Origin of the sequence: Rickettsia endosymbiont of Cantharis rufa, from assembly GCF_964026445.1 — a bacterium.
Lineage (GTDB): Bacteria > Pseudomonadota > Alphaproteobacteria > Rickettsiales > Rickettsiaceae > Rickettsia.
This window is the reverse complement of record NZ_OZ032150.1, coordinates 892505-905970: the sequence shown is the minus strand read 5'-3', so window position 1 is coordinate 905970 and position 13466 is coordinate 892505. Positions and strand designations below refer to the sequence as shown.

Genomic DNA, 13466 nt, shown 5'->3' with positions numbered 1-13466 from the left:
ACAAAATCCAATGTACGGATTTACAACTACTCGCATGATAATCTAATATATCAAGTATTGACAAAGTACTTACATTATTTATAATAAATTAAACATTGAAAATAGTTGTGTTATGAGTATCAAACTAGATCCTTACGAACAAGATATTGAAGATATTTTTGAAAAGCAGCAAAAAATTGATGATAAAAGTGAAATAGCTTTGCTTCAAAAATCTGCAAAAGCACATCTTAATAAAAAGAGATCCGTTACTATCAGGATTGCAGAGCATGACATAGAAGCAATAAAAATTAAAGCTTCTAAACATGGCTTACCTTATCAAACCTATCTTAATATGCTAATTCATTTAGACGCTACTAAACTGTAAAACTATAGATTTTATCGTGAGCTATGCAGCCGTAGGCGTTGCTCGTGTCCGTATGGCTCTTATGTCGTCCCCGCGAAAGCAGGAATCTAGGGTAAAGCGAGATAAATCGAGCTTTTAAAAAGCTTTAAAGTACTGGATCCCTGCTTTCGCAGGGATGACATAGAGGAGATTTTTCGATCCATGTGAGCAATGCCGCTTTTAGCTAGGGATGACATACGTTATAGTAATAAACTTAAATTTAGAACAATATATGATTTTTATAGAAGAATTTATAAACAAAGGATATTTCCATCAATGTACCGATTTAGATCGGTTAACTAATATAACGAAAGAAACTAAGATAGCTGCTTATATTGGGTTTGATTGTACTGCTACATCACTTCACATCGGTAGTTTAATGCAGATAATGATCCTGCGACTATTACAGCAGCATGGGCATAAGCCTATTGTGATTATCGGCGGAGGTACGAGTAAAATCGGTGATCCTACTTGGAAAGACGAAGCTCGCAAAATTTTAAACAAAGAAGATATAGCTAAAAATGCCGAGGGTATAAAAAAATCATTGTCAAAATTTATTAAATTCGGTGACGGTAAAAGTGATGCTATTATGCTAGATAATTCAGAGTGGCTAGACTCCCTTAATTATTTAGATTTCTTACGGGCTTTTGGTAGCTATTTCTCAGTTAATCGTATGCTTACTATGGATTCGGTAAAGCTAAGGCTTGAGCGTGAGCAGCATTTAAGCTTCTTAGAATTTAACTATATGTTATTGCAAGCCTATGATTTTTACTATTTAAGCAAACATTATAATTGCAGCATGCAGCTTGGCGGTAGTGATCAATGGGGCAATATCGTAATGGGAGCGGATTTAATTCGTAAAATAAGCAGCAAAGAAGTATTCGGTATGACGACGCCGCTACTTACGACTAGCTCAGGTGCTAAGATGGGTAAAACTGCGGCAGGAGCGGTATGGCTTAATGAAGAATTGCTAAGTCCATATGATTATTACCAATATTGGCGTAATTGTGAAGATGCCGACGTAATTAGATTTGCTAAATTATATAGTGAGTTAACGGAGGAAGAGCTTAATAAATTTGAGAGCTTAGTGGCTGAAGATATTAATGCAGCTAAAAAACAGCTTGCTTACGAGCTAACTAAGCTTTGTCATTCAGAACAAGCAGCAAAATCAGCTCTAGAAACTGCGGTAAAGATATTTGAGCAAGGGGAAATCGATGAAAACCTGCATACGGTTGTTTTAGAACCGGAAATATTACAGGCGGGCATTAGTGCATATGAGCTATTTCATGAAGCGGGGCTTACTAGCTCTAAATCGGAAGCACGTAAACTTATAAGAGGGAAGGGTGCTAAAATAAATGATGAGTTAGTCGCAGATGAGAATATGATAATTAATACTACTTTTTTACTCGATAAAAATGTTATAAAACTTTCTGCCGGTAAAAAAAGACATATATTAGTCAGAGTTTAAGCGGTAATCCTTGAAAACCAAATAATTATATGCTAAATTGAAATTATAAAATTCGATTAGATGATTATAGATATGTTCCAGCGTTCCATAAAAGAAGTAGTAGAGCGGTATTCTAAGTTTTTTTCCGGTAATCGGTATTACAGGACCAAGACAGTCGGGGAAGACTACTCCAGCTAAAATGCTATTTCCTAACTTACCTTATATACCGTTAGAAGATTTAGATACTAGGGGGCAAGCAAAAGATGATATACGTGTATTTTTATCTAAATATTATGATGGGGCTATATTTGATGAAGTGCAGCATGTGCCTGAGCTATTATCTTATTTACAAGGTGTGGTAGATGACTCACCCCAAAAAGAACGTTATATAATTACCGGTTCCCAAAATTTTGCACTTAATCATAATATAACGCAGTCTCTCGCAGGTCGTGTTGGTATGGTTACTTTATTGCCTCTTACCCTTGCTGAAATTCAGAAGCAAGAAAATCCCCTCACTTCTATATTTAAAGGAGGACACCCTTCTTTGCATAATTTAAATATATCCTCGCTCGATTTTTATCCAAACTATGTTCAGACTTATATTGAACAAGATGTAAGGCAATTACAAAATATAGGCAACCTGAATCAATTTCATAATTTTATAAAATTATGTGCCGGCAGAGTAGGGCAGCTTATAAATTTTTCCTCTTTAGCACAAGATTGCGGTATTTCACATACTACGGCTAGGCAGTGGCTTAATATATTAGAAGCTAGCTATATTATTTTCCTTCTTCATCCATTTTATAAAAATTTTAATAAAAGGCTTATAAAAATGTCTAAATTATATTTTTATGACACCGGTCTTGCTTGTAATTTATTAGGAATTGAGTAATATAAACAATTAGAAACTCATTACCTCAAAGGATCATTATATGAAAATTTAGTTATATTAGAGCTTTTAAAAGGTAGGTTAAATTTAGGATTACCGGCGAATTTTTATTTTTGGCGAGATAAAACAGGGCATGAAATAGATTGTGTCGGTGAGTGGGGCGGTAAGATCAAAGCGATAGAGATTAAATTTAACTCCACTTTGCAGAAAGATTTTATTAAGAATCTAACTTATTTTTCTAAATTTGATCCTAATATTGAAAATTATTTAGTTTATAATGGAATACATGACGGTAGTTTTTTAAATACTAATTTAACCCCATTAGGACAAATTACTCAAATATTAAAATGACTAAAATAAGGCTTGATAAGTATTTGCTACAAAAAGGTTTTGTAACAGATATTACCATAGCGCGAAGCTTAATTATTCAGGGTAAAGTACATAATAAGCATGAGCAGTTAACTAAACCAGGTACACAAGTTAATATAAATAGCACGGATATAAAAGTAAAATTACCGAAACATAATTATGTTTCAAGAGGGGCATTAAAGTTAATTGCTGCTTTGGATTATTTTAAAATTAATCTTGAAAATTTGGTTTGTATTGATGTCGGTAGTAGCGCCGGTGGTTTTACTGAAGTGTTACTTGAGCGTAAAGCAAAATTAATCTTTGCAGTAGATGTCGGTTATGGTGAACTTCACCCTAAATTACGTGATAATCCACAAATTAAAGTGCTCGAGAAGACTAACGCACGATATTTAACCGATAAACAAATAACAACAAAGCCTGATTTAATTGTTTGTGATGCCAGCTTTATTAGTTTAACTACTATATTACCAACCCCACTAAATTCAGCTAAAGAAGATTGTATGATTGTTGCCTTAATAAAGCCGCAGTTTGAAGTCGAAAAGCATGAAGTTGAAAAAGGCGGTATTATTAAAAATCCTCTCTTACATCAAAAAGTATGCGATAAAATAAAAGATTGGCTTGAGAAAGAATATAATTTTAAAATATTAGGTATTATAGAAAGTCCAATACTAGGAGCTAAAGGGAATAAAGAGTTTTTAATAGTGGGGCAGAGATCAATATAATCAGTTAGTATTTATCTAGAAAATAAATTTCACCAAAAGTATGAAACATTGCAAAGAGACCAAAATAATAAGCAAGATAAAATGTCATAAAAAGTGTTTTTTTTAAAAAGCTGATCTTTTATTACAAAATAGGTAGGAGCTACTAAAAATAAAAGTAAGATACTTAAATTAATAGCTACTCGGTCAAACAAGAAGGTTTTTTGATCTTGCCACAAAATATACTTGTCATATAATCCTTCTGACAATAATACAAGACAAAAAATTCCTATGATAAAACAAATCACATTACAATAAGAAAAAGCTTTTTTAAATTTTAAAAACATATATCTTACTATTTAGTTAACAAGAAGTTCATTATAAATATCTTTTTAAACAGTAAAGATAGAAGCACGTTTCCTTAAAATTTTTGGTATTTAGTTATATTATAAAAATATAAAGTTAAATATTGCTTATATATTCTAATTAGTGTATTTTCGTTACGGATAAGCATTATAAAATTTAAAAAAAGGTGGGATATCCCACCTTTTTTGTTATAAACGCCAAATATGCAAACTATTGAACAACAAATAACAAACGTAATAGAAGAATCCTTGACGGATATGGGGTTTGAGTTAGTTCTTGTTAAGTTTAAAGGTGTTAATCCTAAAGTAGTCGAGATATTGATTGATAGTTTAAACGATGAAAAAATATCTGTGGAAGATTGTACTAAAGCAAGTAGGACTATCTCCGCTATTTTGGATGTTGAAGATTTAATAGAAGACGCATATTCTTTAGAAGTAGCATCAAGCGGTCTTGAACGTCCGTTAGTAAAGTTTGAAAATTATAAAAGATTTTTAGAAAGAGAAGTTAAAATCAAACTTAAAGAATTATCGAATGGCAAAACTCGTTATCAGGGTAAAATAATTAAAGCCGAAAATAATAAAATATATTTGAAATGTGAAGAACAAGAAGTACTAATAGATTATGATTTAATTAAAAACGCTAATCTAGTTTTAACGGAAGAAGTATTTAAAAAATTACTAGGTTCTATGAAGGTTTCTAATTGATTTTTTATTTTAAGGTATTTTTTAGCGAAAATTAATAAGATTTTTGAAGAAATAGTTATTCATATTTCAAAAAAATCTTGTAATTTGCAGCAAAAAATAACTAAAATTAAATCTTTCTAGAAATCTTTATAGGGCCTAAAAAGCGGTAAGAGATAATGTATGTCTAATATAGGTAACGTAGAAATTTTACAAATTATAGATTCTGTAGCTCGTGAGAAAGGAATATCAAAAGAAATTTTGATTTCAACGGTTGAACAAGCGGTACAAGTAGCAGGACGAAAAAAATACGGTAATGAATATAATATTAAAGCCCAGATAAATAGAAAAACCGGTGAGATAAATCTTTTAAGGATCTTAAAAATAGTAGAAAATGTAGAAGATTACTTAACGCAAATCTCACTTGAAGAAGCTTTAATAAAGAATCCGGAAGCTAAAATCGATGATGAGATATATGAATATTTACCACCGATTGATCATGCTAGAGTATCGGCTCAAGCTGCAAAACAAGTTATAACTCAACGTGTTATAGAGGCTGAACGTGAAAAACAATATTATGACTTTAAAGATAGAAAAGGCGAGATTATAAACGGGATAGTTAAGAGAATAGAATACGGTGATATAATAGTTGACTTGAGTCGTGCTGAAGCAATAATAAAAAAAGATCAATTAATTAAAGGCGAGAATTTTAAGCCTAATGATCGTATAAAAGCATATGTACAGGATGTAAGACAAGAAACAAAAGGGCCGCAGATTTTCTTGTCTAGAGTAGATAACCAAATGCTGGTTAAGCTGTTTAAGCTAGAAGTACCTGAAATTCTTGAAGATATTATTCAAGTAAAATCAGTAGCACGTGATCCCGGCTCAAAAGCAAAAATAGCGGTATTTGCTTCGGATAGTAGTATAGATCCTGTAGGCTCATGTGTAGGTATTAGAGGTAATAGAGTAAAAGCCGTAACAAATGAGTTAAACGGAGAGAAAATGGATATAGTATTATGGAGTAATGATCTTGCACAATTTATAGTTAATGCCCTTGTACCGCTCGCACCTGGGGAAATCACAAAAATTTTGATTGATGAGGATAGGCATAAGGTGGAAGTAGTAGTTTCGCAAGAAAATCAAAGTATTGCAATAGGTAGAAGAGGGCAGAATGTCCGTTTAGCTTCTAAGCTTACCGGTTGGAATATCGATATAATGACCGAAGAGCAAGAATCAAAAAGAAGAAATGAAGAGTTCTTAACTTCTACGGAATTATTTATGGAAGCCTTAGATGTTGAAGAAGTTATAGGTCAGCTTTTATCGGTAACGGGATTTAATTCGGTAGAACAAATTGCAACTAGTGAAGTTAGTACTTTAACAAGAATTGAAGGTTTTGAGGAAGAGCTGGCCGTAGAGATTAAAAATCGCGCTACTAATTACGTTGACCTTAAAAATGAGAAGATTATCAAAAAGCTAGAGGAGCTAGGAGTTGAGCAGGAATTAATAGATATACTAGAATTATCGCTTGAATTAATATTAAAATTTGCCGAATATGGTATAAAGACTATAGAAGATTTAGGAGAGATGAGCGTAAATGAATTTAAAAATTTAGCTCCAAATTCTAATATAACGGACGAAAATATTAAATTGCTGATTAAAACTGCTAGACAGCATGGTGAATTGAAAGATAGTTAAAGGATGGGGTTCAGGATGATATTATTCTTGCGAAAGCAGGAATCTAGATTTTTTATGTCATCTCGTGGCTTGACCACGGGATCTTGTATCACAGTCTGAGTCCTAAGATCTAGCTCACAAGTCGCGGTATGACGTTAAAGATTACTGGATTCCCGCTTCTGCGTGAATGACATAAAAGTAATAAACGGAAAAACAGAAACACAAAGGTTTTAAATATGACGGATAACCAGGAAATCAAACCCAAAAAGTTGACACTTGGCAATTCAAAATTATCGCTCAATAAGTCTTTTGACTCTCTTACAGGAGCCCAAAGCTTTGTTAATGCTAAATCTAAAACGCTAGTAGAAGTTAGAAAAAGCTCTACCGGTAGTACTACTGCCCTTTCATTAAATAAAGAAAGAAATAGCTTAGATCAAACCGTTATTAATGCTAATAAGGAAGAATTTAACAGACGTTTATCTATTCTTAAAAAAGCTGCTGAACAATCTAAATTAAACGACCCTTCACAAATAAGCACTTTAAGTAAACTTGCAAGTATTAACCAGTCTTCCAGCTCAAAAATAGAACTGCTAGAAACTGATAAAGAAGTTGAACAAAAACAGCAAAATACCGAAGAAAATAAAGGCGATGTAGAAGTTAGTGCTAAAACCGTTCAAGAAGATATGTCATCACAAACACCTAAAAAGAAAGAAGAAACTTTTATAAAGTCACCTTTAGTAGGAATGCGAACACGTTACGGTATAGAATCAGAGAAAGAATTAGATAAAACAGCAGAGAGTAAAGTAGTCCCACCAAAGATTAAGCTAGAAGAGTCGAAAAAATTTAAAAAAGCTGATCTTTTTAATATGCTTGGTGATGACGAAAGCGGTAGCGGTAGAACCAGAAGCCTTGCTTCTATAAGAAGAGCAAGAGAAAAAGAAAAACGTAAATTAGTATCACAAGCACCTGAGAAAGTATATAGAGAAGTAACGATACCGGAAGTTATCGGGGTCGGAGATCTTGCAAATGCTATGTCTGAAAGAGTGGTTGATGTAATTAAAGAATTAATGAAACTCGGCATCCTTGCAAATGCCAGCCAAACAATAGATGCTGATACGGCGGAACTAGTTGCAACAAATTTAGGGCATACAGTAAAAAGAGTCCAAGAATCAGATGTTGAAAATGTTTTAATTAGCGATGATAAGGCTGAAGATTTAAGAACACGTGCACCGGTTGTGACGGTAATGGGTCATGTAGATCACGGTAAAACCTCATTACTTGACGCTCTTAAATCTACAGATGTTGCTGCAGGTGAACTAGGCGGAATCACTCAGCATATCGGTGCTTATAGAGTAACTCTTGCAGACGGTAGAGCAATTACCTTTATTGATACTCCTGGGCATGAAGCTTTTTCGGAAATGCGTTCAAGAGGTGCTAAAGTAACAGATATAGTTATTATAGTGGTTGCGGCAGATGATGGAATCAAAACACAAACGGTTGAGGCAATTAATCATGCAAAAGCAGCAGGTGTCCCTATAATTGTAGCCATTAATAAGATTGATAAGCCTGATATTGATATTGAGCGTGTAAAAAACGAGTTATATATTCATGAAATTATAGGTGAAGAGGTAGGTGGTGACGTTATGGTTATTCCTATCTCGGCACTAAAGAAAATTAACCTAAATAAACTTGAAGAAGCAATTTTATTAATTGCAGAGATGCTGGATTTAAAAGCGAGTCCTTTCGGTGCGGCTGCAGGTGTTGTAATTGAATCGAAAATTGAAAAGGGAAGAGGAGCACTAACCACTATCTTAGTTCAACGCGGTACTTTAAAAAATGGTGATATTATAATAGCAGGTAGCTCTTATGGTAAAGTTAAAAAGATGACTAATGATAAGGGGTTGGAAATAACGGAAGCAACTCCATCCGTTCCTGTAGAAATTCAAGGCCTAAACGAAGTACCTTTTGCCGGTGATAAATTTAACGTAGTACAAAACGACAAACAAGCAAAAGATATAGCTGAATACAGAATGCGTCTTGTTAAAGAAAAGAAAATATCTATTGCTCCGCGTTCAAGTTTAGAAGATTTATTTTTAAAAGCTTCCGGTAATAGTAAAATTAAGGAACTACCTTTAATTATCAAAGGTGATGTTCAGGGGTCGGTTGAAGCCATTTCAGGTAGCTTATTAAAATTACCGAGTGATGAGATAAAACTGCGTATACTTCATAGTGGTGTAGGTCCGATAACGGAATCCGATGTATCACTTGCGCATGCTTCTTCGGCTATTATTATCGGCTTTAATGTTAGAGCGGGGATAAATGCCTTAACTGCAGCAGAAAAAGAAAAAGTTGATATTCGATATTATAGTATAATATATAATTTAATTGATGATATAAAAGCTATTATGAGCGGTATGCTTGATCCAATTATCAGAGAGCAATATATCGGAAGTGTAACAATTAGACAGGTATTTAATATTACCAAAATCGGCAAAATCGCCGGTAGCTACGTAACTAAAGGTATTATTAAGAAAGGAGCAGGTGTACGTTTATTACGTGATAATGTAGTTATCCATGAAGGAAAACTCAAAACTTTAAAACGCTTTAAAGATGAAGTTAAAGAAGTTAGAGAAGGGTATGAGTGCGGTATAGCATTTGAAAATTACGAAGATATTAGAGAAGGTGACGCAGTTGAAGTCTTCGAGCTAATTCAAGAACAGAGACAATTATAGTACAATTTTTATTATATGTCATTTCCACAAGACATTGTTGCGTGGATGACTTTCACCTCTGTCATCCCCCGTGGCTTGACCACGGGATCCAGTTAAAAATACTAAAATTATTAGTATTTTTTATTGTTTTTATAGACCTCGTGGTCAAGCCACGGGGTGACACAGTGGGTTTTACTGGCCCACGCAACAAGACCTTACCGCAAAAACGGAAATGACATTTAGTAGAACATCTCTCTTTGATAAATTAATCAATTTTAAGTAAAATATAATAGAAAAGTTAATAACTATTAGCTTTTATCTTGACTTCCTCATAATTTCTATTATAGTGCAACACTGACTACTATAATAAAAAAATGAGGAAGCATTATGGCGGCAGTATGGCCTTTTAACAAGTTAAGAAATTTAATCATACATAATACCTCTCCAAAACCAGCCTCCTATCCTGCTAACGATGAATTTATTTCAGATATAGAAGCAAAAATTTTGAGATATGAACAAGATACAGTCGTTTCTAAAATCAAATATACAGATATTATGAAAGAGGCTGATAATATAACTAATACAACTGTAAGCATAGCTAATACACCTGAAAGTAAAGTTTTTTTCAGTACATTTAGCTCCCCGTTAACAGTAATTTATGATTTTGGAGTAAAGAGCTTTAATATTATAAAAAATACATCCAGTACTCTTTCTTCTAAAATTGCTGAAACTTTTAATTCTGTGAGTAATAAAGTTTTTTCTTATTTAAATAATAACGCTGAAGAAACATTTAATCTCTTAGATCAACTTGAAACTCTTTCTGATAATGAGATAGTAGAAGAAATTTTAAATATGCCTGAAAATGAATTAGATGAAGTGTTTGAAAAGATGACATATGAAAAATTAGTAGAATTAATTAATAATGCTACAAGTGAAAAAGCACAAGAATTAATTAATTACATTATGCCTTGGCATCTTGAAAAAGTAATAGCAATTTCACCTGATACACTTATCACACAGAAGCTAAAAAAATTATCAGACGAAAATATCTCCGATAAACAGCTTGAAAATATAATTATTTTAACAGAAGGAGAAAAACTTGCAGAAAAGCTTGATATTATTCCAAATAAAAACTTAGAAAGAATCGTTAGTAGTATTCCAAATGATAAATTAGCAGTGATAGCTAATAACGCCTCAAATAAAAACTTAGAAAGAATAGTTGATAGTATTTCTGATCAAAATTTACCAATGATATTGCATTTATTACCTGCTGAAAAAGTCAAACAAATAATGATTTTAATTCACGGTGAAGAGGTTGTAGAGCAGCTAGAAAATCAACAATTATTAGAAGAAATTTTAAATGCGCCTGATAATGAATTAGATAAAATTAAGCCTATAAAATTAGATGAATTAATTAATGATATTTCAGATGAAAATTTAGAAAGAATCATTGATGGTATTTCAAATGATAAATTAGCAACAATGATTAATAACGCTTCTGATAAAAATTTAGAAAGAATATTTGATAGTATCCCAGATCAAAACTTATCAAAGATATTGTCAGAGATATCGTCTTCACTACCTGAAGAAAAGTTTAAACAAATAATGATTTTAATTCACGGTGAAGAGGTTGTAGAGCAGCTAGAAAATCAACAATTATTAGAAGAAATTATAAATACACCTGATAATGAACTAGATCAAATTAAGATCACACCTGAAAAATTAGCAGAATTAATTAATAATACTTCAGATGAAGATTTAGAAAAAATTGTTGATAGTCATAGTTTATCAGGCTCATTAATTCAACAAATAATAACCCTAATATATAACAAAAAGTGTGTAAAACAAGAACACTCTAATAGTGATGTTGATTCTGGAATCGATTCTGACTTAGAGGATGAAAGAGAAGTATCAAGCAATCAAGTAGAACAGTGTAATAGTGATTCTGATATGAAGTTATCAGGTGCATTATCTATAGAAGTCGAGATTTAATCCTACAGACACTATAAAAATTATATCTGAATGTCTGATAAGTTGGCTCTGTCCAAATAAGCACACGCGTCAAGTTAAGGAAAGGCAGTAAGCAATTTGCAAGAAATTTAGAAAAAAGCGCTACTTAAAAAAGGAGGTAAAGAGTATAGGTATTAGTACTGTAACGCTAAGGGACTTATACAATGAAAAATATAACAAAACTACCGAATAGAGTCAAAGAGTTTTTAACAGAAACAGCTATCAGAGTTGCAATTAGCAGCGGTTTTATCAAGGGGAGAAGAGGATTAACCGGCTGTTCGTTTGCACAAGCATTAGTATTGGGTAATTTGAGTGATGCTGATTGTAACATAGAAAGAATGTGTCAATTATTACATGAAGAATCAGTAATAATAAGTAAGCAAGGCCTAGATTTCAGATTTAGTAACTCTGCAGTGGATTTTATGAGGAGTATGTATGAGAAAATATCGGTTTATTTGCAAATAGTTTTAAGCTTGATTGCGGGATATTACAGAAATTTAATAACGTTAAGTTACTTGATAGCAGCAATATAAAATTGCCCGACAATATGGAAAGATTATATAAGGGGCATGGGTCAGGATTTAAGGATCATGAGCGTAGAGTAAAAGCTTCGATCAAGCTGCACATTATATAATTATTCAACACAAACAATAAGTAACATAGATATTCTTGCGGGGGCACGATCAGATCAAGGTTATAAAGATTATTTACAGGATATTAATCCTAATGATTTATTGATAGCAGATTTAGGGTATTTTGTTCCTAAGTCTTTTAGTTCCTTAAGTGCTAAAGGCGCTTATTTTATTAGTCGTTACAAGACTGATACTAATATATATGATAGAGCTAGAAATAAATTAGATTTACTTGAGTTATTAGAGAAAGTAACTTTTTGACAAGGTGATATTTTACTTAGCAAGGAATCATTACTACCGGTTAGGATCGTCTGCCATAAGCTTACAAAAGAACAATCTGATATCAGGAAAAGGAAGGCGAATACACTTGCAAAAGCACGTGGCTATAAGTCTTCTCAAAGAAATCAAAATTTACTTGATTGGTCAATATTTATTACTAATATTCCTGAGAGTCAAGTCAGTATCAAGCATATAGCAACGATATATAGAGCAAGATGGCAAATTGAGTTATTATTTAGGTTATATAAAAGTCATTTTAAATAGAATCTCTTAAAGGAAAAAGTGATTCATCTAGGGCATTATGTGAGCTTTATGCTAAGCTATGTGGCATTATAATTTTTCATGCTATATCTAACTGCCTTATATCAAAAATAAATCAGGAAGTTAGCATGACTAAGGCTTTTCTAGAATTTAAAAGGCGAGTACCAGAACTAACTTTGACGTTTAAAAAATCGATAAATAAGTTGAAAAACTTCTTTAAAAATTTACGAATAGCTTGGGTAAATTTTTGTTTAAAAGATAAATATAGGAAAACAAAAAAATCTACTTTATCTTCTCTTAAACTTATAAGCACCCCTTAACTTGACGCGTATGGTCCAAATAAGTGCGTAAATTTCCCAAAGGGGTCGCACCTCCATTTTACAGATGTGGATATTAAAAGGCTATACGTTCAATAAGAGTTCCGATGACTTTATCATGAATATCCAATGACTTGGAAAAACAAATTGTTTTACGTGTCAGTCTTTTGCATCTTGTTCTAAGATTTAAGTTACCCCGTTCTATCCGTTGAGTATATTTTTTACTAACAATGTGTTTTTTGGGATCTAATAACCTAGCATAACTTCCCCATCCATCTGTAAAGTAAAAAGTAACCTTAAAATCCTCCGGTTTTTTTTCAGTAATGATTCTGATGTGCTATCACATCTCGTACCAAAAGTATAAGCAACTACTTTTAACAAAATCTTATCCAAAGAATATCAAAGCCATCTTTGTTTGGATTTATTCTGTACATAAGACCATTGTTCATCTATTTCAGGAGCAATAATTACTTCTATCGTATTGATAGAATGATTTATCTTTTTTAACGCTAGATTTTTTTAAAACACGGATAACCGTATTGATACCCACTTTTAATACTCTTACTGTATCCCTAACTCCAGAGCCATTGATTGACATATCTACTATCTGAGCCTTGACTCCAGGCTTAGAGGCATTATTAATATATTACAGTTAAAAATATCGATTACACTGCTTGCATTGATATCTCTGTTGTTTTGAAATTGAATATCCCGCCTTTACTACTTTTTCTGTGTCGTTATAATATCTACA

The 13466-nt window shown here is 32.5% G+C and carries 10 protein-coding genes and 3 pseudogenes; 10 read left to right on the top strand and 3 right to left on the bottom strand.

Annotated elements, in window-relative coordinates:
- The first annotated feature begins 112 nt into the window (after positions 1-112).
- The 10 genes and pseudogenes from AAGD46_RS05130 to AAGD46_RS05085 all read left to right on the top strand — a co-directional run bounded on the left by AAGD46_RS05130 (position 113) and on the right by AAGD46_RS05085 (position 12718).
- A complete protein-coding gene (locus AAGD46_RS05130) occupies positions 113-364 on the top strand; it encodes a CopG family antitoxin (protein ID WP_341786795.1) in 252 nt (83 codons plus the stop codon).
- A gap of 250 nt (positions 365-614) precedes the next feature.
- Positions 615-1850 (top strand): tyrosine--tRNA ligase, encoded by a 1236-nt coding sequence (gene tyrS, locus AAGD46_RS05125; RefSeq protein WP_341787905.1) that lies wholly within the window; start codon positions 615-617, stop codon positions 1848-1850.
- A 178-nt stretch (positions 1851-2028) separates the two neighbouring features.
- Positions 2029-2850: pseudogene (locus tag AAGD46_RS05120) on the top strand (ATP-binding protein); the annotation flags it as partial.
- A 69-nt stretch (positions 2851-2919) separates the two neighbouring features.
- A complete protein-coding gene (locus AAGD46_RS05115) occupies positions 2920-3069 on the top strand; it encodes a hypothetical protein (RefSeq protein WP_341787967.1) in 150 nt (49 codons plus the stop codon).
- Positions 3066-3809 carry a TlyA family RNA methyltransferase gene (locus tag AAGD46_RS05110; RefSeq protein WP_341786794.1) on the top strand — a complete coding sequence of 248 codons (744 nt, stop codon included), beginning with the start codon at positions 3066-3068 and terminating at the stop codon, positions 3807-3809. The genes AAGD46_RS05115 and AAGD46_RS05110 overlap by 4 nt, the downstream gene beginning before the upstream one ends.
- Positions 3810-4354: 545 nt before the next feature.
- Complete coding sequence (gene rimP / locus AAGD46_RS05105; protein WP_341786793.1) at positions 4355-4855, top strand: ribosome maturation factor RimP; 501 nt, start codon at positions 4355-4357, stop codon at positions 4853-4855.
- 159 nt (positions 4856-5014) lie between these two features.
- Positions 5015-6526, top strand: coding sequence for a transcription termination factor NusA (nusA, locus tag AAGD46_RS05100; RefSeq protein WP_341786792.1), 1512 nt, complete (start codon positions 5015-5017; stop codon positions 6524-6526).
- Positions 6527-6741: 215 nt separating this feature from the next.
- Positions 6742-9237: a translation initiation factor IF-2 gene (infB, locus tag AAGD46_RS05095; protein ID WP_341786791.1), complete on the top strand. Its 2496-nt coding sequence runs from the start codon at positions 6742-6744 to the stop codon at positions 9235-9237.
- 366 nt (positions 9238-9603) lie between these two features.
- A pseudogene (locus AAGD46_RS05090) lies at positions 9604-10542 on the top strand (hypothetical protein); the annotation flags it as partial.
- Positions 10543-11390: 848 nt separating this feature from the next.
- A pseudogene (locus tag AAGD46_RS05085) lies at positions 11391-12718 on the top strand (IS4 family transposase).
- 73 nt (positions 12719-12791) lie between these two features.
- Here the strand turns inward: AAGD46_RS05085 and AAGD46_RS09215 are convergent.
- From AAGD46_RS09215 to AAGD46_RS09205, 3 genes are all read right to left on the bottom strand, one after another.
- Positions 12792-13040 (bottom strand): IS1 family transposase, encoded by a 249-nt coding sequence (locus tag AAGD46_RS09215; RefSeq protein ID WP_410525977.1) that lies wholly within the window; start codon positions 13038-13040, stop codon positions 12792-12794.
- A gap of 74 nt (positions 13041-13114) precedes the next feature.
- Positions 13115-13168: a hypothetical protein gene (locus AAGD46_RS09210; RefSeq protein ID WP_410525952.1), complete on the bottom strand. Its 54-nt coding sequence runs from the start codon at positions 13166-13168 to the stop codon at positions 13115-13117.
- A 1-nt stretch (position 13169) separates the two neighbouring features.
- Positions 13170-13313, bottom strand: coding sequence for an IS1-like element transposase (locus AAGD46_RS09205; protein ID WP_341786690.1), 144 nt, complete (start codon positions 13311-13313; stop codon positions 13170-13172).
- Positions 13314-13466: the final 153 nt, after the last annotated feature.

Excerpts from the sequence above, each read along its gene's own strand:
- AAGD46_RS05130 (WP_341786795.1), top strand. The coding sequence starts at position 113 with ATGAGTATCAAACTAGATCCTTACGAACAAGATATTGAAGATATTTTT.
- tyrS (WP_341787905.1), top strand. The coding sequence starts at position 615 with ATGATTTTTATAGAAGAATTTATAAACAAAGGATATTTCCATCAATGT.
- AAGD46_RS05110 (WP_341786794.1), top strand. The coding sequence starts at position 3,066 with ATGACTAAAATAAGGCTTGATAAGTATTTGCTACAAAAAGGTTTTGTA.
- rimP (WP_341786793.1), top strand. The coding sequence starts at position 4,355 with ATGCAAACTATTGAACAACAAATAACAAACGTAATAGAAGAATCCTTG.
- nusA (WP_341786792.1), top strand. The coding sequence starts at position 5,015 with ATGTCTAATATAGGTAACGTAGAAATTTTACAAATTATAGATTCTGTA.
- infB (WP_341786791.1), top strand. The coding sequence starts at position 6,742 with ATGACGGATAACCAGGAAATCAAACCCAAAAAGTTGACACTTGGCAAT.
- AAGD46_RS09205 (WP_341786690.1), bottom strand. The coding sequence starts at position 13,313 with ATGTCAATCAATGGCTCTGGAGTTAGGGATACAGTAAGAGTATTAAAA.